The sequence below is a fragment of the Bradyrhizobium sp. CAR08 genome, assembly GCF_052871955.1.
The window spans coordinates 252,978-272,771 of the sequence record NZ_JBIXJX010000011.1; the positions used below are offsets into that span (position 1 = coordinate 252,978).

General features: G+C 60.1%; 13 protein-coding genes, 2 pseudogenes and 1 riboswitch. Of the genes and pseudogenes, 9 read left to right on the top strand and 6 right to left on the bottom strand.

Annotated features, from left to right (window positions below):
* Positions 1-940: 940 nt before the first annotated feature.
* Entirely contained in the window at positions 941-2,146 is a 1,206-nt protein-coding gene (locus ACIPUD_RS23970; protein ID WP_446481656.1) for an MFS transporter, read from the bottom strand.
* A gap of 874 nt (positions 2,147-3,020) precedes the next feature.
* Positions 3,021-3,330 (bottom strand): annotated as a pseudogene (locus ACIPUD_RS23975) (transposase); the annotation flags it as partial.
* A 1,768-nt stretch (positions 3,331-5,098) separates the two neighbouring features.
* Here ACIPUD_RS23975 and ACIPUD_RS23980 point away from each other — a divergent pair.
* On the top strand, positions 5,099-5,404 hold the full coding sequence (locus ACIPUD_RS23980; protein WP_007599988.1) for a hypothetical protein: 306 nt from the start codon (positions 5,099-5,101) through the stop codon (positions 5,402-5,404).
* A 616-nt stretch (positions 5,405-6,020) separates the two neighbouring features.
* Here ACIPUD_RS23980 and ACIPUD_RS23985 read toward each other — a convergent pair.
* The 3 genes and pseudogenes from ACIPUD_RS23985 to ACIPUD_RS23995 form a co-directional block, all read right to left on the bottom strand.
* A pseudogene (locus ACIPUD_RS23985) lies at positions 6,021-7,197 on the bottom strand (IS91 family transposase).
* Positions 7,198-7,261: 64 nt separating this feature from the next.
* On the bottom strand, positions 7,262-8,125 hold the full coding sequence (locus ACIPUD_RS23990; protein WP_446481657.1) for a site-specific integrase: 864 nt from the start codon (positions 8,123-8,125) through the stop codon (positions 7,262-7,264).
* 428 nt (positions 8,126-8,553) lie between these two features.
* On the bottom strand, positions 8,554-9,243 hold the full coding sequence (locus ACIPUD_RS23995; RefSeq protein ID WP_007599990.1) for an IclR family transcriptional regulator: 690 nt from the start codon (positions 9,241-9,243) through the stop codon (positions 8,554-8,556).
* A 170-nt stretch (positions 9,244-9,413) separates the two neighbouring features.
* On the opposite strand from ACIPUD_RS23995, the gene ACIPUD_RS24000 reads away from it, so the two are divergent.
* The 6 genes from ACIPUD_RS24000 to ACIPUD_RS24025 all read left to right on the top strand — a co-directional run bounded on the left by ACIPUD_RS24000 (position 9,414) and on the right by ACIPUD_RS24025 (position 14,894).
* Complete coding sequence (locus ACIPUD_RS24000; protein WP_007599991.1) at positions 9,414-10,205, top strand: ABC transporter ATP-binding protein; 792 nt, start codon at positions 9,414-9,416, stop codon at positions 10,203-10,205.
* Positions 10,189-10,962 carry an ABC transporter permease gene (locus ACIPUD_RS24005; protein WP_007599993.1) on the top strand — a complete coding sequence of 258 codons (774 nt, stop codon included), beginning with the start codon at positions 10,189-10,191 and terminating at the stop codon, positions 10,960-10,962. The genes ACIPUD_RS24000 and ACIPUD_RS24005 overlap by 17 nt, the downstream gene beginning before the upstream one ends.
* Before the next feature lie 33 nt (positions 10,963-10,995).
* On the top strand, positions 10,996-12,018 hold the full coding sequence (locus ACIPUD_RS24010) for an ABC transporter substrate-binding protein (RefSeq protein WP_007599995.1): 1,023 nt from the start codon (positions 10,996-10,998) through the stop codon (positions 12,016-12,018).
* Between the two features lie 50 nt (positions 12,019-12,068).
* Complete coding sequence (locus ACIPUD_RS24015; protein WP_446481658.1) at positions 12,069-13,334, top strand: CaiB/BaiF CoA transferase family protein; 1,266 nt, start codon at positions 12,069-12,071, stop codon at positions 13,332-13,334.
* 55 nt (positions 13,335-13,389) lie between these two features.
* Complete coding sequence (locus ACIPUD_RS24020; RefSeq protein ID WP_007599998.1) at positions 13,390-14,217, top strand: citryl-CoA lyase; 828 nt, start codon at positions 13,390-13,392, stop codon at positions 14,215-14,217.
* Between the two features lie 167 nt (positions 14,218-14,384).
* Positions 14,385-14,894: an SMP-30/gluconolactonase/LRE family protein gene (locus ACIPUD_RS24025; RefSeq protein WP_446481659.1), complete on the top strand. Its 510-nt coding sequence runs from the start codon at positions 14,385-14,387 to the stop codon at positions 14,892-14,894.
* A 746-nt stretch (positions 14,895-15,640) separates the two neighbouring features.
* On the opposite strand, the gene ACIPUD_RS24030 is transcribed toward ACIPUD_RS24025, so the two are convergent.
* Entirely contained in the window at positions 15,641-16,099 is a 459-nt protein-coding gene (locus ACIPUD_RS24030; RefSeq protein ID WP_231171040.1) for a GNAT family N-acetyltransferase, read from the bottom strand.
* A 616-nt stretch (positions 16,100-16,715) separates the two neighbouring features.
* Here ACIPUD_RS24030 and ACIPUD_RS24035 point away from each other — a divergent pair.
* Together ACIPUD_RS24035 and ACIPUD_RS24040 are read left to right on the top strand one after the other, a co-directional pair.
* Positions 16,716-17,930 carry an EAL domain-containing response regulator gene (locus tag ACIPUD_RS24035; RefSeq protein ID WP_007605590.1) on the top strand — a complete coding sequence of 405 codons (1,215 nt, stop codon included), beginning with the start codon at positions 16,716-16,718 and terminating at the stop codon, positions 17,928-17,930.
* Between the two features lie 580 nt (positions 17,931-18,510).
* Entirely contained in the window at positions 18,511-18,714 is a 204-nt protein-coding gene (locus ACIPUD_RS24040) for a 4Fe-4S binding protein (RefSeq protein ID WP_007600001.1), read from the top strand.
* Between the two features lie 789 nt (positions 18,715-19,503).
* Positions 19,504-19,703: riboswitch (cobalamin riboswitch) on the top strand.
* Positions 19,704-19,794: the final 91 nt, after the last annotated feature.

A 19,794-nucleotide genomic window follows, 5' to 3' on the forward strand; every position in this document is an offset into this window, starting at 1 on the left:
CCTTTGTCCACGAGGTCAGAAGTTGATGCGAAGGCCGCCGCGCATGAGCTCCCTCTTGAGCCTGTGGTTTTGGCCGACGCGGGCATCGATGTGTAGGTGCCTGCGAGTTCGCGGATATGGGTATCCGCAGACACGTCCCACCACCGGCCGATGATCCAATGCGACGGCCATCCCGAAACGAGTGAAGCGACCTGCCACAATGCGCTCAAGAGCGTAAACTTGATCTAGAGGCCGCGCCGATCTTGCGTCTCGTCTTCGGCACCATCATGCGAGTTCATTGACACTAAGCCCAGTTCTAGACCATGGCTTTGAGATCCCAGTGGGTCTAAGGACGCAATTGATCGAAGTCGCTGGCTGGAATGCCATTGTGATGCTGGTGAGCGCTCAATCAGGAAAGCACGCAAGTAGACGTCATCAGCTTGCTCATTTCGCGCAGGAAGGCGATGATGGCTCAGCTGCTCGGCAGCGCCTCGGAAGAGCCAGCAAAGAGTGCCTTCGGTTGAGCGCGATAGGACCGATCATCGAGAAGCGCGTCACACGCCAGCGTGAGGACGCTCACCGGATGAAGAAGGCGAGCTTGCCCGTCTGTCGGGTAGCGTCAATTATGATGCTAGAATGCGGGGTAATCTCAGGACAGAGACATTGTTGTGTGGAAAGAGTGCAAAAGTGTCCCGCAGTGCGGTAGACCGCTCGACCGAATGCTCCTCGCAATGCCGCAACGGCGCAATCCCCCGAGATGTTCGCGTACATCGCCAGAAACTTCGATGCCGAGTTCCTCAACGAGTTCTCGGGCAAGGCCTGGCGTGGTGTTTCACCCCCTTCGACCGGTCCGCCGGGCTGCACGAACATTTTGGTCCAAAGCTCGCGTACCAGCGGAAGGTTTCGTGCGACATTCGTGGTAGGGCACGCGGCGATCCGCGCCGTGCGCACGGCTGCGGCGTTATCCATCAAGCAACGCCCCCTTTTTTAGATCACCCTCTGGGGCCGCTTGCGGGAGAACTATCAGCAGAGGGATGATGACGACCATACCAGCTGCCAGCATCACTCCTGATGGGCCGGCTACAGTCAACACCTGGGCGCCAAGGACGGCTCCGAAGCCGATGGCCGAATTGATGACCGCCGAGTGCATCGCGGCAGCAGTCATCACTGTCGAACCGGCGGCGCGTAGGATCCAGGTCTGGAGTCCCGCGAACAGCGCCGCGACGGCCGCGCCCCAGATGACCAGCAAGACAAGGACCCGGCCTGTCCCCAACTGGGGACCAAACCATCCAAGGCCAACGAGCGCCAGACACAGAGCAAGCAGCCCCGCAGTAATGATGGGCTTCATGAAGCGGTCGATGAGGACGCCCGCCAGGATGTTCCCCAGGAATCCTGCTCCGCCAAAGCCGAACAACAGCGCGCCAATCATGACTTGGGCAACGTTTGGAATCTCGTTGAGGAATGGTTCTATAAATGTGTACGCCCCGAAATGCGCCGCCGCCATGAATGTCGTTACGGCATAGATCCCCAACAGGTCATGCCTGCGGCAGACTGATCCAAGCTCTCTCCATCCCGCTGGCGTCCCGGCCTGCATTTTCGGAAGAACTGCCACCATCAGGGCTGAGGTGATCAGTCCGATGGCGCCAATTAATCTGAACGCTGCACGCCATCCGCTCACCTGACCGACGAAGTTCGCGAGCGGCACGCCAACAACGGTCGCCATCGAGATCCCGCCGAATACGATTGCCGTCGCAACACCCATACTGCGGGACGGCGCAATCTTAGACGCAACCACAGCCGCAATGGCCCAATAGAAACCGTGAACGACAGCGCCCACCGTGCGTGCCAGCAACAACCCTTCGAAAGTGTGAGACATCGTCGCCGCAAACGTTGTTGCGGAAAGGATAATAGTTAAGGCGATGACTAGCGGCTTGCGAGGAAACTTCTGAAGCAGAACGGGCGACAACAGAGCGCTGGCAGCACCGATCCAGGCATAGAGGGCCACCGTGAGCCCGACCGCTGCCTGATCTCGTCCGAGGTCGCGAGCAATCTGAGACAACAGCCCGATAGGTGCTATCTCTGCCAACACGATGTGAAACGAGGCGATGCCTAGCACGATGACGGCGAGCCAGATGCGGAGCGAAGATTCTGTGCCGTCACTCGTCATTATTAAACATCACTGTACGAAGGATCCGCCCGTTTCATTTGTCGATGATCAGCCGCTGCTTGTACGCATTTTTCAACCATGGGCGTGGCGCCGCATGGCATGGGCGTCTCTCCGGATGTTGATCGACCTGCATCGGTGGTATCCGATCGTTACGGTCGCATGGGTCGTTCTCTCCATCAACTGCGAGAGTTGATAGTTGACACACGACAAACGGCACTCGGTGTCCTCCTGGCGTCCTGAGTGGGACTGTCGTTCCGGCTGGCATCGTGAAAGAGGGCCTGACCTTACTCGAAGAGCTGCGTCGCCCGCCACCAGGCGCTGCGCTTCGCCCCCCAAACGGACGGTGCAATAGCATCGTGATGCCTTTCGTGCGCTCGGACGGCCTGCAGATTGCCGAGCTGCCAACACCGAAGAGGAGGTCTCACTCACAATGTCCCGGCACTGCTTCGGCAGCTTTAGCAGGGCGCTCGGGGATCATGATCTCCGGGGAGCCGCCATTGCGTCGCCTGCGTACGCGCGCGCTGGGTGTCAATCGGCCCTTTAATTGCGGTTTGTTGTCAAACTTACATTTCTGAACTCGCCCACGGCACGGTGGTAGTGCTCGCGCCGTCGGAGCTGGTCCGGATTGCGGAGACGGCGCGGGCCGGCTGATACGTGCATTGGATCGCCCGGGGCTGGTTAAGGTCTTCGCTGGGATCATGGTCCTTTCCGAGGTCGCGCAGCGCCTTATGATGATGTCGGGGTCGGGCGCCTCAACGTTTGCAGCGGAGTGCGGACGAGCCGCCACCACCTGATTGACCGAGGTCGCCACAACACGGTCCCAGCGGGACATCGCCAGTCCGGCAGACCGGACCAGGAACTCTACAAGATCGGATCAGGCTTCCTTCCCCTGGCCCCAGTCGAACGATGTGCCGTAGACCCAGATACAGTGAGGAGGGATGGCGAGTTTGCGCGCGATGGCGACCTTTGCCTTTCGCATGCCAATCCGCTTAGCGAGCTTCATGCCCCAAGCCTTAAGAGAGGACCATTTCTTCGTTCGATGAAGCAGGACGATCGCCGCCTCGTACAGGTAGGTTGGGAGAAGACGGTCGCCCCATCGTGATATCTTGCCCAGTTTCGCCAGAGTGGTTGCGTCGAGGCGTAAGACCCAGATAGGCGCCGACGCTTGATGCCGATCGGAAGCGCGATGTTTCAAGGTGCCGTCGCATGCGCTGGCTGAATTAGGAGGACGGATCGAGCTTTAGCATTGATGCTAGCAGCCGCTCCGGCTTTGAATCCCAAGTAGGCTTCAACGCGCGATGCCAACGGGCCGTATGTTGGTCCGTGCGAAGCCCTAATGATGGACGAAACGTTCCGCGGTTACATAAATTAGACTACGAGGGGCACGGATCGGTGGTGGACGCCTGAAATGTCCCGGCTCAGCAAAATCCCCTTGGAATTCCGATAGGTGAGTTCGGCATTGCCTTCGTGCATCTCAAAATTCGATTTTCAGTTCTAGCCGGTTCGCTGCGCCAAGAGGATTGCCAACCTCCAGGACGAGAGGCTCTAGGGCGGAGAGCGATCCCATAATGGCGTGGCGACTGGACGAGCACTCAACCAAAGATGGCCCCGCCCAATTAAGGTAAAGTCAATCCAGCCCTGCCCCGACAATTATTGATGTGAAGGTAAACGATCATCGCCGCTGCGTGACGAGCTATCATTACTGGCGAGGATCATCCAGCACTTGAAGGGCGACTACGCGGTTGCAGCTTCAGCGTACGCGCCAGGCGTGTGGCTGAACAAAGAGCGCGGCGAGCGCATGCACAAACGCGGCCGCAGGTGCGGCGTCGTGCTCCCCGAGATCCCCGAAGGCTCCTGATGGAGTGGGTTGACGAGCCTGCCCAGAATCTACGAATTGCCTGGTTGTGAGCCCTCGAGGCTGGCGACCTTGACCGGATCCAACGTCCGGCGAAGGGAGCTCGCGCAGCAATAGCCTGATATCGTAGCCCTCTCGACTCGAGAGTCCTTACTTAGCTTTCCCATCCCTTCGTTGGTCCACACTGTTGAACTCGCGCCGCAGCACGGTATCGGGTTTGATCAGCGCCGGCGCCACCACCTCCAGTCCAGGATGTTCGGCGAGGATAACCTTCCGACCAATAAGCCGCTCGCGAGCGCCTGCAAATCGCGCTATGACGAGCGGGCGGACTGACTGTTACCCGTCTACCAAACGGGACAAAGAGGCGATGCGCTAGCGAGCATCGCTAGCTACGTTCTCTTGTATTCGGACCCGCGAAACGTCGAAAATTGGCGAGAAATGAAACGACCCCAGTGCTTAAAGCGGCTGGGGTCGTTCCGAGGTAAGCGCCAGACTTGGGCGGGGGGCTGAGGCCAGACGCCTACGACATGAAATCAGACACGCAGATTTTCCGCACTGCTTTTACCACGCCTCGGGTCGACTTTAAGCTCGTAAGAGACTGCCTGCCCTTCCCGCAGCCGCTCCCATCCGGCTGAATGAAAGCCGAAACCATTCGTCGCATTTCACAACACCGCTCGCCACTCCCGTCTCCCATTTGAGCAATACTGTAGAGTAGTTCTGGTCGGACCATTCGGGCCGGCAACGATTCGCGCACTGACGCACAATCTCCGCTGCTTCGGCGTCAGCGTAGTTCGCTTGAGGAGTTCGAGTATGGCGAGCCTGGGCGATCATGCTTTCATGCCAGAGACCAGGCACAGCCGACGGGTTTGACCCAGGTCGCATCGTTCTGATCTTCCATCCTGTTGCGTCACTTGGGTGACGAAGGTCACGTGGGTGGGTTCTCCTAGCAGGGAAGCCGCGAATTTCATCGGCCCAAATGACTCATCGGCCACTATTTTGCGGACAAGCCGCGGCCTCGCAACTACCAAAAGGGGTAGCTGGACGAGCGTACCGCACCAAATTAGCATGCTCCCATGACCGTTCGGAGAACATGGAAGATGAACTGGAAGAAGGAACTGGAGGCGCTGGTTCAACAATCCGCGGCACTCGTAGAACGCGCACGGAGCGTAGCGCCTATTCCAAAGCTGATAGCACCCATCGCGCCAATCGCAAAAGCTTCCCCACCCGATTCTCCCCCGCGGTTGAGCTGGGACACCTCCGAGCGAGAGCACATCAGCAAACGAGTCGCGAATTTCAGAGCGCATCAAGAGCGCGTGCGCCGCGAGCGCGACGAATATTTTTCCCGCACGATGCAACGGACACGGGATCTCGCGAGAGGCCACGGCTCCGACGAACAGATGTAGGCGGTCGGACAGTCGCGCAACTTTGCTAACAATCCGCCAAATCGCGCCAGAAGAGTCGACTGCGGCCGACCACCGGCTGGGAACGGCGAGTAGCCGTGAGAGTCGTACGAGTCTCCAAGAGACGCCCGTCACAGCCCATCTGAGGATTGCCGCGCGCTGAGGATTGCCGCGTGGTGTCCTCACGCCATAGGTTGCCCTCGTACTGGATGCGCTGGGGCGCAACTACGCGATCGTTGTAGTGGCGCCGCCGACGCCCACACGAATCTGGCGCATGGATTTTGCACCGCCGAGGAAGGCGTGGGTGGTTGACCCTGCCCCTCGGGCTTAATCCAGTTTGAAGTTCGTTCTGGCCGAAGACGAGGACCAGAGCATGCAGCACGTTCGAGATCGGAAGGCCCGATCTGCTGGCTCGGCGCGTGAGGCAGAGACACGAGATGTGCGCATCGGGGAAGAGTTGAGATCAGACGCGCTTCACTGGAGATCGCGATAGGCATTTTGCTGCATCGGACCGTTGTTGTCGCGGAGTGCGAAAGCACGGAGTCGACATCGTCCGCGATGATCGAGACGCTGGGAGCGAAATGACGAATGATGATCGTCGTGCACGGCATGACTTGGCTCATGATGTGTCGCATCGGAACGGTGATGTTCGAGGGCTGGAGCGTCTGAAGCTGTGTCGAAAGCGCTCAATGATGCGCATGACGCCACCACAATCGGGAGAGGCAGGAACTTCGGCCCAGGTTTGAGCTTCCAAATCCACAGGCGGCGGCTGGCTGTCGTTTGGGGCTGTCTCATGATCGAGAAGTTCGCGGCAAAGGCCGAGCTTGGCAGCGCGATTGGTTGGCCATGAAGCCGAAGTGGCGGATGCGATGGAAACCGTCGGGCAGCGTATGAAGCAGGAAGCGGCGAATGAACTCGTCGGGCTTGAGCTTCATGATCTTTGTCGCGCCGTCCTGGCGGTAATCCTTCCATGTGAAGGCAACATGATCGTTGTCGGGTGCGACGAGCCGGCTGTTGGCGATCGCGACGCGATGGGTATATCGGCCGAGATAGGCCAGCACCTGTGCGGGTCCGCCGAAGGGCCGCTTGGCGTAAGCAACCCAGTTGACGCGCTGCATGGCTTTGATGCGACCAGCGAAAGTGTCGAGTTCGGCAAGAGAAGATCGCCGAAGAAGCGCAAAGCGCCGGCGTTGAAGGCCCCGATCAGGCGTTTGAGAAAAAGCCAGCGAAAGAGCCGGGACAGCGGTTTGACGGCCAGGAAGAAGTTCGGTCGGCTGGCGATCCAGCGTGTTCCATCAGGTGACGGGCCGCCGCCCGGCACGACACAGTGAATGTGGGGATGATGCGTTAGCGCTTGTCCCCAGGTGTGCAGGACCGCGACGCCGCCGATCTCCGCGCCGAACCGGCGCGGATTGGCAGCAAGCGTCGGTCATCGCCTCGGCGGCGGCCTTAAACAGGATGGCATAGACGACCGCCTTGTTTTGGAAAGCAATCGCGGCGATCGGTGCAGGAAGCGTAAAGACGACGTGGAAGTAGGGAACCGGCAGCAGGTCGGCTTCTCGCGCGGCAAGGCACGCGGCTCGGGCTGGCCCCTGACACTTCGGACAATGCCGATTCCGGCAGGAATTATAGGCGATCCGCGTCATGCCGCAGTCATTGCGGGCCTCGACGCGGCCGCCGAGCGCCTCGGTTCGGCACCCTACAATGGCGCTCATCACCCGCCGCTCGACGCGACCGTGATGACCGGCATGGTCACGACGATAGGCGTCGCCATGCCGGCGCAAGATATCGGCAATGTCTCAATGGCGGGTCGGTGCGGACGGACGTCGGGGGGGCATAAGCCGGATCCCGGAGCCGTTGTCATGCCGGTGGCGTCACCTCCAGCGACAGGCGGTCGAGCGGGCTCTGGGTCGCCCGGATCGTATGGTTGGCGACCTGCGTGTAGCGCGCCGTCGACGACGGATTATTGTGCCCGAGCAGAACCTGGATGATCCGGATGTCGATTCCGTTCTCCAGAAGATGTGTCGCGAAGCTGTGGCACAGCGTGTGCAGCGTGACGCGCTTGGTCAGGCCCGCAGCCTTGACCGCCGAGCGGCAGGCGGCATGCGACACGGTCGGATCAATCGGGTGACCTTCGTCACGCCCAGGGAACAGATAAAGCCGCGGCCGGGCGAGCCGCCAGTAGGTGCGCAGGATGCCGAGCAGTTGGGACGACAGCATCACGTTGCGATCCTTCGCGCCTTTGCCGTGGCGCACCTGGATGACACCGCGGGTGCTGTCGATGTCTTCGATCCGCTGTCCCGCGACCTCGGAGGCCCTGGGGCCGGCCGCATAGGCGGTGGTGAGCGCGGCGCGGCTCTTCAGGCTCGACACCGCCTCGAGGAACTGCACCACTTCGTCGGCGCTGAGAACGACCGGCAGCTTGCGGGGCTCTCGCGCATAGGGAATGCGCTCCGGGATGAGCGCCTCGCCGAGCGTGACGCCGTAGAAAAACCGTAGCGCACAGACGATGATCTGGTTCAGCGCCGGCCATGAGATGTCGGTCGAGACCAGATGCACCTGGAAGGCCCGGACGTCTTCCAGCTCCAACCGCTCAGGGGATCGGCCGAGATAGCGGCTGAACTTCGAAACCGCGCCGATGTAGGATCGCTGCGTCGCCGGCGACAGATTGCGGACTGTCATGTCCTCGATCATGCGGCGGCGAAGAGGGCTCAAATCGGCCATCTCAATACCCTGTCTGAGGGGGGCTCCAACACCCACATCCTCTCAGCCAGGAGGCGATCTACGCCACCTCGCCACGCACGCCGCGACAGCGGCTTCGTTCAATCCCAAATCGATTCGGTCTAACCCCATCCGGCTTTAGGCCGCACAATCCGCGAACCGTCCTAACCGCGCTTGCATCGATGTCGGCGCGCCGCAGCTTGGCCGTCAGGCCATGACGGCTCCAGAACACGCGCACCAGCACACATCACACGAGCAGCGTAATAGCCTTGAAGAAGCCTCCCTCCTGATGTCCGTGTAGGGATGGGTGGCGTCGAGATCGAGGATGATCTGCAGGCCGCAACAATGCGAGAAATGCGCGCTACGCTCAGGAGAGGCCATTGCGGCACCCGCTGAGCTGTGCGTTATAAACAGAACGCTGCCATTGTAGCTCAGCGCTCAGTTGCAGGCAGCAAACCAATCAGCGCTTTAGCCTCGGACTTCAGCACTTCAACGGCAGATTTCCGAGCATCTGCATCAAAGCGAGTGCGAATGGCGGAGACTGAGAGCGCGCCCCGCAATTTGCCATAGACATCGATTACGGGCACCGCTGCGGCCGCAACCTCAGGATCACGCTCGCCGATCGAGATGTAGAAGCCACGATCTCTGATCTTCTTTCCATCAGCTAATGCAAAATCGCGGTAAGCGGTAAGAACGCGGCCCGCAGCGCCGCGATCAATCGGCAATCGTTGTCCTTCTTCGAGGTGATGCCGGACGGAACGCGGAGAATTAACGCGATAAAGGCAAATGCGCTCATCGCCCTCCGCGATGTAGAAGGATGCGGTCTCTCCGGTTGCTTCGACCAGACGATGGAGCGAGGGTCTGATCAGGTCACCGAGGTCCAGCCCACGCTGATAGAGCGCCCCAAGGCGCCATAGCTCCGGTCCGGGTCGAAATAGCCGGTCGGTCCCCCGCACCAGGAATCCGTCCGCTTCCAGGGATGCGGCAAGGCGAAGGACCGTGCTCTTGTAGAAGTCGGTCGCCTCGGCAATCTCGGTCAGCGTCATGGCTGCGCGCTCAGCGCCGAAGGCCTTGAGGATCGCCAGGGCGCGCCCGACCGCATCAACCCCTGTCTTTGCCATTGATACAGTCCTCGTCATCGTGTTCTGTCGTGCAGAACAGATATCAAGAATGGATAGAAAGTCCAGTATTCAATGCCCATCTGGGTTCTATGTTGCAGAATGCAATTGACACCGGATGTAGCGCCAGTTACCTGTTTTGAGGCTTAGAACAGGTTCTGCGGAGCGAAACAATGGAAGGGCAGCCGGCACTTGCCGTCGACCTGCGCGACGTGATGATTCGCTTCGGCGACTTCACCGCCGTGAAAAGCATGAACCTCCAGGTCGGCGAAACCGAATTCGTTGCAGTAGTCGGGCCGACCGGCTGCGGAAAATCGACTATTCTCAATACTGTCACCGGACTGCTGAAGCCGGCCGCCGGCGAGGTTCGCATTTTCGGCAAATCGCTTAGGGGCCTGAACGGTCAGTCCGGCTACATGCTGCAACAGGAAGGGCTGCTGCCCTGGAAAACAGCCCAGGACAATGTCGGCCTCGGGCTGGTGTTTCAGGGCAGCTCGATCGCGAAAGCGCGCGAACAGGCGCGGCCCTGGCTCGCCAAGGTTGGCTTGAAAGGGTTCGAGGAGCGCTATCCGCACCAATTGTCCGGCGGCCAGCGCAAGCGGGTCGCCATGACGCAGACCCTGATCATGCAGCCGAAGATCGTCCTGATGGATGAGCCTTTCTCAGCGCTGGACGTTCACACCCGTCGCCTCATGCACCGTATCCTGCTCGACCTCTGGCAGGCGGACCGGCGCTCACTGGTTTTCATCACCCATGACCTCGATGAGGCGATCACGCTGGCGGACCGCGTCGTTGTGATGTCTGCCGGTCCCGCGAGCCGCATGGTTGGCGATGTCCGGATCACGCTGCCTCGTCCCCGCGACCTCTCCGCGCTACAGACCACCGACGAGTTCGTCGCGCTTTACCGTGAAATCTGGTCGCTGCTCGGCGCCGAAGTGGAGAAAAGCTATGCCACGCAGGGGTAAGGTCGCTCTCACGCAGTTCGCCATCGTGCTTGGGCTGATCCTGATCTGGGAATTGGGCGTGCGGGCCGGGTTGATCGACCCGTTCTTCTTTCCGGCCCCGTCGACACTCATCGCAAGGATCGGAGAGTGGACGTCAACGGCCGACTTCTGGACCGATGTCAGCATAACACTGCTGGAGACGGTCCTGTCTTTCCTGGCTGGTATCGGGATCGGCACGGCGCTTGGTATCTGGTTGGGCTTAAGCCCGTTTGCGGCCGAGGTCCTTCAGCCCTTCATCAAGGTGTTCAATGCGATCCCGCGCATCTTGCTGGGGCCCATTTTTGTCATCTGGTTCGGATTGGGCCTCACCTCCAAGGTCGCGCTGGGCGTGACGCTGGTTCTCTTCGTCGCTTTTTTCAACACCTTTCAGGGCGTTCGCGAGGTCAATCCGGTCGTGCTCGCGAATGCGCGCCTGCTACGTGCATCGAAGTCCTCCCTGCTGCGCCATGTCTACCTACCGTCCGCCACCACGTGGATCCTGTCGAGCCTGCGGGTGTCGGTCGGCATGGCTGTGATGGGAGCAGTGGTCGCCGAATATCTCGGTTCGTCCGCGGGATTGGGGCACCTGATTGCGCAGGCCGAGGGCGTCCTCGACGCGACCGGAGTGTTCGCAGGAATCATCGTCCTCTCCGCCTTCGTCGTTGCTCTCGATGCCATTGTCGACCGCGCGGAAAAACGGCTCCTGGTCTGGCGGCCCGCACCTGCCCACGAAGCCTGATCGTACCGCTCTCCCATTCTCATGGAGTTTCCCATGCACGCTTTTCCACGACTGATGCTGGTCATCGCGATAGCCGCATTCCCGGTCATCTCGACTTATGCCGCCGAGCCCGAGAAGACAAAATTGAAGATCGCAGTGGGGTCACAGATCCTCAACTATATGCCTCTCGAACTTGGCGTGAAGCTGGGCGCCTTCAAGGAAGAAGGGGTTGACGTGACCGTCGAGAACTTCCAGGCCGGTGGCTCGAAGGCTTTGCAGGCGTTGATCGGCGGCTCGGTGGACGGGACCGTCGGCTTTTATGATCACACCATTCAGATGCAGGCCCAAGGCAAGCAAATTTCCTGCGTGTTCCTGCTCAATGACATTCCCGGCGTGTTGCTCGGTGTCCGCGGCGACCTCGCTGACAAGGTCAAGACGGGTGCCGGTCTGAAGGGCCTGAAGCTCGGGATCACGGCGCCGGGGTCCTCGACCGATACCATGGCGCGCTACTACATCAAGAAGTCGGGATTGGGCTCGCGCGATGTAAGCATCATCGCGGTTGGCAGTGGTGCACCCGGCATGGTGGCGCTCGAGGCCAAGAATATCGACGCGCTCGTCTATTTCGATCCGATTGCGACCCTTCTCGCGCGCAAGAAGAGTGCGACACCGCTGTTCGATGCGCGCACGGTCGAAGGCTCAAGGCAGGCCTTTGGCGGAATCTATCCGACCGCGTGCCTTTACCTTCAGCAGTCCTTCATCGACAAAAATCCGGAAACGGTCCAGCGCCTCGTCAACGCCTTGTTCAAAACTCATCGCTGGATCAACACGGTTACGGCGGAGCAGCTCGTCGACGCGATGCCTCCTGCATACAAGACCGACAATCGCGAGGTGAACATCGAGATCATCAACGCGTCGAAAGCGCTGTTCTCGCCAACCGGTCAGATGGACATCGACGCGGCCAAGATCCCGCTGGCTGTCCTAGGCGACTTTGATCCGAAGATCGCAGCCGCAAAGATCGACCTGATCAAGACCTTCACGAATCGATTCGCGGAACGTGCTGCGCAGCAACTGAAATAAGTTGCGTACTAAGCGCTCGCTATTGGATCACCTACAAGAAGGCTCTTCAGATGTCTCTGCCGCTAGCCGGTATCCGCGTTCTCGACCTGTCAAACGTGTTGGCGGGTCCGTTCTGCGGTTACCATCTTGCGCGCCTTGGCGCGGAGGTCATTAAGGTGGAAAATCCGAACGGCGGCGACCTGGCGCGGCGCCTCGGCGCGGATCCGCAAAGAGCGGAGCGCCTGCAGGGACTCTCGTTTGTTGCTGTGAACGCCGGCAAGCAATCGATTGCACTGGACCTGAAATCGGAAGCGGGCCGCGAGGTGTTCTTGCGACTGGTCAAGGAAGCCGACGTGGTGCTCGAAAACTTCCGGCCGAAGGTGATGGAACGCCTTGGCCTCGGCTTTGATGTGCTTGTCAGGCTGAACCCGCGTCTGGTCTACTGCGCGATCTCCGGCTTTGGGCAGAGCGGACCGTGGTCCGCCCGTCCGGCCTATGACCAGATCGTCCAGGGTCTCTCCGGAGCCATGAGCGTCACCGGCGATATAGCCTCGGCTCCCCTGCGCACGGGCTTTCCGATCTCGGACACGATTGCGGGACTGACTGCTGCGTTTGCTATCGCCGCGGCTCTGGTCGACCAGCGGCATAGGCAACGGGGTCGGTTCATCGACGTGTCCCTGCTCGAGGCCACCATTGCGGCGATGGGATGGGTCGTCTCCAACCACCTGAACGCCGGGATCGAGCCGCAGCCCATCGGCAACGAGAACTTTACCGCGGCTCCCTCCGGCACGTTCCGCACCGCAACGGGCCCGCTGAACATTTCCGCCAACGAGCAGAAGCAGTACCAAGCCCTATGCGACCTGATCGACCGACCGGACCTGAAGGCGGATCCACGCTTTGCTGGACGCGAGATGCGCAAGGTCAACCGCGCTGCGCTGAGCGCGGAGTTGAACAAGGCATTGAGTTGCAAGCCCGCTGAGGAATGGGAGGCCCAAATGAATCTGGCTGGTGTCCCTGCCGGCCGTGTGCTGACGGTCTCGCAAGTGTTGCAGCAGCCACAGGTCCTTGAGCGCGGATTCGTCGAGACTTTGGCGCCAGAACAAGACGGTGCGCAGCCGTTACGAATCACGCGGCCGGGGTTCCGGCTGGATGAGGAGTTTTCGGTGCCTTCACCACCTGCGACGCTCGGAGCAGACACTGAGCGATGGCTGCAGCGGCTCGGCTATTCGTATGCGGAGGTTGAGCAACTGGTCTCAAGCCGAGCCGTCGGGACGCCAAAGCAAGGAGAGGCTGATTTCCTGCCCGTCCGCGTAGCCACGGACGGACCGATATCATGACATCCGACGGCTTGCGTCGGTTGGCAATCGGCAGGTTGAAAGGACGGAACTGGAAATGAGCGAAGAAGAACTGAGACAGCAAGCGGCCAGTTGGTGGCGAACCTCCATTTGCGATATCGCGCCAGGTCGCATCGCCTATCGGGGTTATCCAATTGAAGATTTGATAGGCCGCGTTTCCTTTCCCGCCATGATCTGGCTGATGTTGCGTGGCAATCTGCCGACGCCAGCACAGGAGCAGCTGCTGCAAGCTGCGCTGGTTGGATCCGTTGACCACGGTCCGCACGCGCCCTCCATTGCAATTGCCCAAATGGCGGTGAGCTGCGGCCTGCCCCTGAATGGCGCAATGGCCTCGGCAATCAACACGCTCGATGACGTGCATGGCGGAGCAGGGGAGCAGGCTATCGAACTCTACGAGGATGTGCTGCGACGGCGCCAAGGGCGAGAGATCGAGCAGGCCGCTGGCGCTGCAATCGACCATTTCACCGCAACCCGCAGCAAATATCTGCCGGGCTTCGGCCACCGGTTTCATCCAGTCGACCCGCGCGCGGCCCCGCTATTGGCGCTGGTGGATGCCGCAGCTGACGAGGGCAGTGTCGGCGGCGATTATGCCAAGGCCGCTCGCGCGATCGAGCGGGTGATGCAACAGCGCAAGAGCAAGCTCATTCCGATGAACATCGATGGCGCGACGGCGGTCATTTACGGCGAACTGGGCTTCGCCTCTCCGCTCGCGCGGGGGATCTTCTGCTTGTCGCGCGCGGTCGGAATCCTGGCTCACGCCTGGGAGCAAACTGGGCGCAACGATCGCAACAAGGGCCCAATGCCCAAGCAGTTCGGCTACAAATACGAGGGCCAGCCGCGTCGCAGGCTGGAAGGCGCATCATAAGCATCTCGAAAACCCGCCCAAGCTGATGGAGACCAGCGTGTTCTCGTCGATGCCGGCGGAGTTTCGTCGCCCGGGTGTTTCTTCGGAATGGGCAGACGCGAACCGCGGGGCATATCCAGTAGATTGTTTCATCGAGGGACCGTCGTTCGACCAGTCCGGGAATCTCTATGTCGTCGAGATCCCCTTCGGCCGCATTTCCGGATTTCACCGGAGGGCGTCTGGTCTTTGATCATCGAATACGACGGCTGGCCGAACGTCTGAAGGTTGCTCCGGACGGCCGGGTGCTCGTGTCCGACTATATCAACGGTCTCCTGGAGCTCGATCGACAGAGAGGGACCATCCGGCCGTTGCTGGGCCACCGCAATTCCGAGTCCTTCAGAGGCTGCAACGACCTGCATATCGCGACCAAACGCGACATCTATTTCACCGATCAGGGCCAGACTGGATTGCACGATCGTACCGGCCGGGCATTTCGACTGTGCCCTGACGGCCGGATCGACTGCTTGATTTCTAATGGCCCGGGCCCGAATGGCCTGGTGCTCAGTCCGGACGAGACCGTAATGTACGTTGCAATGACGCGCGACAATTGCATCTGGCGCGTACCGCTGATGCGTGATGGCGTGGGGAAAGTCGGACGATTCAGCTGGTCTTCGCGACGAGCGGTCCTGACGGACTGACGGTCGATCAAAAAGGGAGGCTCTTTGTCGCGCATGATTCCCTCGGCCACGTCTTCGGTGGGGCCAAACGGCGAAAGCGGTCCGCTTGCATCCAGTCCTGCGCAGGGTGGAAGCTGCACGAATGTCGTATTGGACGCGGCACTCGGCGCATTGCTCATTACGGAATCTTCTACCGGATCAGTGTGATGGCTGATCTCGCTCACCTTCCTCGAAATTCGCCAGCAGGAGTGGCAAGGTGGTGCGGAATCTTTTCACGCGCCGGTCCGCCGCACCAAGCTGCAGGAATGAGTGTGGTAGACGACTGGCTAGCCAGTCGCCGAGAGAATGTAATTGGTGACGAATGGATGGCGTTTGTGTGCGGTGATCTCAAACCAGAGCCGGTAATCGCACTGCATGGGAAGCGCAAAAGAAGGATTCGTAATGCTGGGTCGGGCTCCGCCCGGAACGGGCGCCGCCGACCTGTCGCCTTTTGGTCGGGCGGGTCGCGATATCGCTTCCCACAACGCAGAATGATTGATCGCCGATATTTTCGAACGTTCTCGCCAAGAAGGCCGAAGAGGTAACCGCTCGCGGTGGGAGTCAGCACCGCATCAGCGTCAAGGTTCTCGATCATGCTTGGCCGCGACGCACGCGTGAAGCGTTCGTTTTGAGAAGCAACAAGCCCAGGATTTACTGCTTGAAGGACTTTACCGATAGCACGCTAGCCCAGAGCGCTTTAAGTGTGTGGCGCAGAGGTCGTACTACTGTCAGAGCCTCTTGCGCGCGCGCAATCCTCCAACCCGATATCCCCTCTCCTCGTAGAAGTGGCGTACCCGTTCTAGGGCCGGATAACCATCCGGAGGCAACGCAACCTCAATCATCTGCCAGCCGCGTCGCTTCGCCTCCGAATCTACCGCCTCGAGCAGATGCCGACCGCAGTCAGAGCTCCGGAAGTCACGAGAAATCCATAGCTCCTGAAGCACGCCGTACGCTCCGGCTGCTCTCACGGCCTGTACGGCCGAGATGCTAGCTACCCCTACAATCTGCCCGGTGCCTTGTTCCTCAACGACAAAAATGAAGCCCTGTTCGGGATCCTGAATCAGGCGCAACGCCGCCTGCTTCGCGCCTTGAAGGCTGAACTCCGGTCCGGGGCCACCTAACTCGGAAAGTAGCTCTTCGACCGCTTTTGCGACCGCGTTCTCATCTCCTGGCACGCTCTTGCGCAAAGCCGTGCCCGCGCTGGACGTGCCTTGCCCTTCAGCACCAACACGAACACCCGACCTGGCCCTCTGGGGGAAATTCATGCTCAGGAGGATACAGAAAACGCAATTGAGAGCAACTATCAGGCTCGGTAGGAAGCAGCACGTCCACACTCGCTATAGGCAACAGAGCTGAGGTAATTGCAAGCCATTGCCGTTCTCAGAATCGACTGTGGCTTGAGCAGCTGCGAACTCATGATGGACTGCCTTCGATTGGAAAACATATCACGGCACACGCCGGTCATGCCGATCAAACATTCGTAAGAGTGATTGCTGATCGTCGCTCACGAACTACTCGCTCAATAAATCGTGCGCCACGATGATCGCAGCGCCATAGAGCGTCAGCTCGGTGCGTGCGAAGGAGAGATTCCCACCTCGCGTGCGTCACTCGTACTTGCGCGAAGCGCGACAGGTATCATACGCGTGCGTCCGATAAAATCGTCTGAGCAAGATCGCGAAAGATTTTGCACACCAATGCACTATCTTAAGCTTATCTCGAACAATCGAAAGATATCGGGAAGCACAGCTTGTTTGGACCTTCGCTCCTCGTTTAAGGCACCGTCACGGAACAGGAGTGGTTGCGATGGAACATGGGCAGGCCGAACTGGTCGGAGGGAAACCTGTAATCTTCGGGCAACGTAAGGTGCGACCGCGGGCGTGCCTGGCCGTCGGCAAGCGGCATCTGCGCGCCTTTCTACGGGATGTGCTGGAGGATATGGGGTTTGTTATCAGCGAATGCAGGACTGCTGACGAGTTGCCGCACGTACTCCGCACGGAGTTCCCTGATCTGATCCTGCTCGGCATTGGCTCGGACCGCATCGAGCCTGGACGATTGCTCGAGATACTGGTACGCGAAGAATTTGCAGGCCGAGTGCTGGCGTTCGGAGCGCGCGAGTCGATCATCATGGCGGCAGTGCAGCAGGTCGGTAGTGAATATGGACTTGCTATGCTGCCGCCGCTCAGGGCGCCGTTTGCAGCCGAGACGTTGCGCGATCGGATCGGCATGCTCTTGCCAAGAGAGCCGGCGCCCCGTCCCGCGGTCCATGTCGGAGAAGCCTTACACGCTGGCTGGCTTGAGCTCTGGTATGAGCCGAAGTTTGACGCGTGTACCCTTAGCCGCCGCGGCGCCGAGGCTCATGTGCGAATGCGGCACCCGACCTGGGGCGTTGTTCCACCGGCCTATTTTATCCCGGAATCTCACGATCCGCATTTTAGGAACTTGTCGCAGTTCGTGATCGACCGCGCGATCAAGGATTGGCAGTATCTTCTGGAGCAGCAAACTTCGATCGATCTCTCCATCAATCTCCCGGCAGCATTCCTGATTGACCCGCAGGCGGTACGCGATCTCTGTCGGCGCATGCCGTCGCACGCCGCTTTCGGCGGTTTGACGATTGAAATCGAGAGCGTGGAAGCGATCCAGAACCTAGATCTCCTGGTCGAGGTTGCGCGTGAGGTTCGCTTTCACAACATTGGCCTTGCAATCGACAATGTCGGTGCCAATTGGCCGCAGCTGATGGGGATGACAAAATTCCCGTTCATGAAATTGAAAGTAGATCGTCAGTTCGTCGGCGGCTGCGCGAATGGGCCCCTCAAGCGAACGGTGTGCCGCCATATCGTCGATCTAGCCAAAGAGTACAATGTGCGCACCGTCGCCGAAGGTGTGGAGAGCCAGGCTGACCTAATCGCTGTGGCCGAACTCGGCTTCGACCTTGCGCAGGGCCATCTGTTCGGAAAAGCCATGCCACTGAAGCAATTTGCACAGTCATCTTTCAACCCTGCTCCAGCTCGTCCAAAATAGTTGCGAGTGGCTGAGTGCGGCCAAGCGACGCTCGCGAGCACCGCCATGCCTACTCGGCACCAGGCATGAGGCTGAGCGCAATTCAGTCGGTCTGCAAGGCCAGTGTCGCTCGTCCCGCAGCACTTCATTTCCCTCCGAAGCTTGTTATACCACAAGCCCGTTTTGGCAAGCCTCCAGCGAGTCCTCCGCGCAGCTAGCGTTGCAGCCATGAGCGAGGCTTGCACAAACCTCCAGTCGGGGTGTGTGACCGGAGGTTTGCCGAGATCCGACGTAGACCTGCGTCCGTTCGCGGGTTTTTGTCGCCGCCGGTGGAGGAAGCGTCAGCCTCGCTTGCCCCCGCGCTGACGTGCCAAACAAACCGACGGACGCTTCCAGCGTCAAGTCGCGACTGACTCTCGCAAGAGGGCCCGATGGCTCGTAGCCTGAAATTGAAGCGACCTGTTGCTGTCGCAGACGCAACATGGTCTCAGACCCGGGACAGCCGAATTGGGCAAATTGCCCAACATTGAGCGCGTCTGCGTTTGGCACGGCATTTGAAAGGGATCGCCCATGGCATCGCTCGCCTAAGGAGTCGGAAGGCATGGCTTACAAGATCGTCGCTTCGCAATGCACCGTTTGTGGCGCATGTGAGTTCGAGTGTCCCAACGCGGCGATCAGTCTGAAGCGTGACATTTACGTTATCGATGCCAAAAAATGTACGGAGTGCGAGGGCCATTGCGACACGCCGCAATGCGCGGTGGTCTGTCCGGTCCCTGACACCTGTGTCCCGTCCAAGACAGGATAGGCAGCCCGCGACCAAAAGGCCTCATCGCTCGATTTCGCGAACGAAGTTGTAGATGTGGGACCTTGAGGAGACCACGACCGCATGGGGCGCATCGAGGTCGATTAACATCGTTATCAGCTTAAGACGCTGAGCGACGCCGAGGAACCCCTCAAAGGGCTCTGTCGGAGGACACCGTCGAATTTGTCACGAACAAGGACAAGGCCCTCGATGCTCAGCGGCCGCGTTACGGCCTATCGTCGCTGGCGGCGAGTCGAGGCGAGGCAGACCCGGCGTCGAGCGGCCACGGACGCATCGAAGCCGGCGCAAAAGTCGCTGAGCACGTGAACACCTAGTGCACCGAGAAGATCATCTTGGCCAACCTCACGGAGGCGGACGACCTCGTGCCTGGTCGCGGGCCCGCCGAACACCAAGGAGCCGACCTGATCATCCGTTCGGTCCTGGAGCAATCCGGCTTTCGAAATTTCTAGGGAGCCTCGTGGGCTGTGACCAAACGGATGCCGGCCGAGGATGATCGCACCTTCCTGACGCGCAGGTTCGAAAAGCTGCTGACGGAAAAGGTCGCCTCCTCGCGATCACACAGATACCGAAAGCGGCCCGGGTTCGTTCCGGTGGTGGAGCTCAACCGTTACGCGAGCAGGGAGCGAATGCATTTCACAAGCGGAGCCTCCACGGATCAGGGCGTGTTCACCAGGCCGCGAGCAAGACCGTCGTACCCGCCTAGTGCGCTCGTAATCGCTTGGGCAATGTCGCAGCGAGAATCGGTAGGTTGACGCATCGATCCTCGTGCGCATAATTTCAAGCCGTCGCGGTCTCCGGATTTCGTTTGATCCGGAGCTAAGAGGGAAGCCGGTGCAATGCCGGCGCTGCCCCCGCAACTGTAAGCGGCGAGCCGCTGTCCAACGAAGTCACTGAAGCCATGCGGCTTCGGGAAGGCCGGACAGCAGCGACGACCCGTGAGCCAGGAGACCTGCCTCGACAAGATATCGTCCACGGGCGGGGCGTCCCGGTGTGCGCCAAGCAGTTGTCGCTCACGCGATGTTCGCTGTCTGCGTCCGCCATGGCCTTTGCCCCAACATGGGG

Excerpts from the sequence above, each read along its gene's own strand:
- ACIPUD_RS24000 (WP_007599991.1), top strand. The coding sequence starts at position 9,414 with ATGGAAGGGCAGCCGGCACTTGCCGTCGACCTGCGCGACGTGATGATT.
- ACIPUD_RS23990 (WP_446481657.1), bottom strand. The coding sequence starts at position 8,125 with ATGGCCGATTTGAGCCCTCTTCGCCGCCGCATGATCGAGGACATGACA.
- ACIPUD_RS24010 (WP_007599995.1), top strand. The coding sequence starts at position 10,996 with ATGCACGCTTTTCCACGACTGATGCTGGTCATCGCGATAGCCGCATTC.
- ACIPUD_RS23970 (WP_446481656.1), bottom strand. The coding sequence starts at position 2,146 with ATGACGAGTGACGGCACAGAATCTTCGCTCCGCATCTGGCTCGCCGTC.
- ACIPUD_RS23980 (WP_007599988.1), top strand. The coding sequence starts at position 5,099 with ATGAACTGGAAGAAGGAACTGGAGGCGCTGGTTCAACAATCCGCGGCA.
- ACIPUD_RS24015 (WP_446481658.1), top strand. The coding sequence starts at position 12,069 with ATGTCTCTGCCGCTAGCCGGTATCCGCGTTCTCGACCTGTCAAACGTG.
- ACIPUD_RS23995 (WP_007599990.1), bottom strand. The coding sequence starts at position 9,243 with ATGGCAAAGACAGGGGTTGATGCGGTCGGGCGCGCCCTGGCGATCCTC.
- ACIPUD_RS24040 (WP_007600001.1), top strand. The coding sequence starts at position 18,511 with ATGGCTTACAAGATCGTCGCTTCGCAATGCACCGTTTGTGGCGCATGT.
- ACIPUD_RS24005 (WP_007599993.1), top strand. The coding sequence starts at position 10,189 with ATGCCACGCAGGGGTAAGGTCGCTCTCACGCAGTTCGCCATCGTGCTT.
- ACIPUD_RS24020 (WP_007599998.1), top strand. The coding sequence starts at position 13,390 with ATGAGCGAAGAAGAACTGAGACAGCAAGCGGCCAGTTGGTGGCGAACC.
- ACIPUD_RS24025 (WP_446481659.1), top strand. The coding sequence starts at position 14,385 with ATGTCGTCGAGATCCCCTTCGGCCGCATTTCCGGATTTCACCGGAGGG.
- ACIPUD_RS24035 (WP_007605590.1), top strand. The coding sequence starts at position 16,716 with ATGGAACATGGGCAGGCCGAACTGGTCGGAGGGAAACCTGTAATCTTC.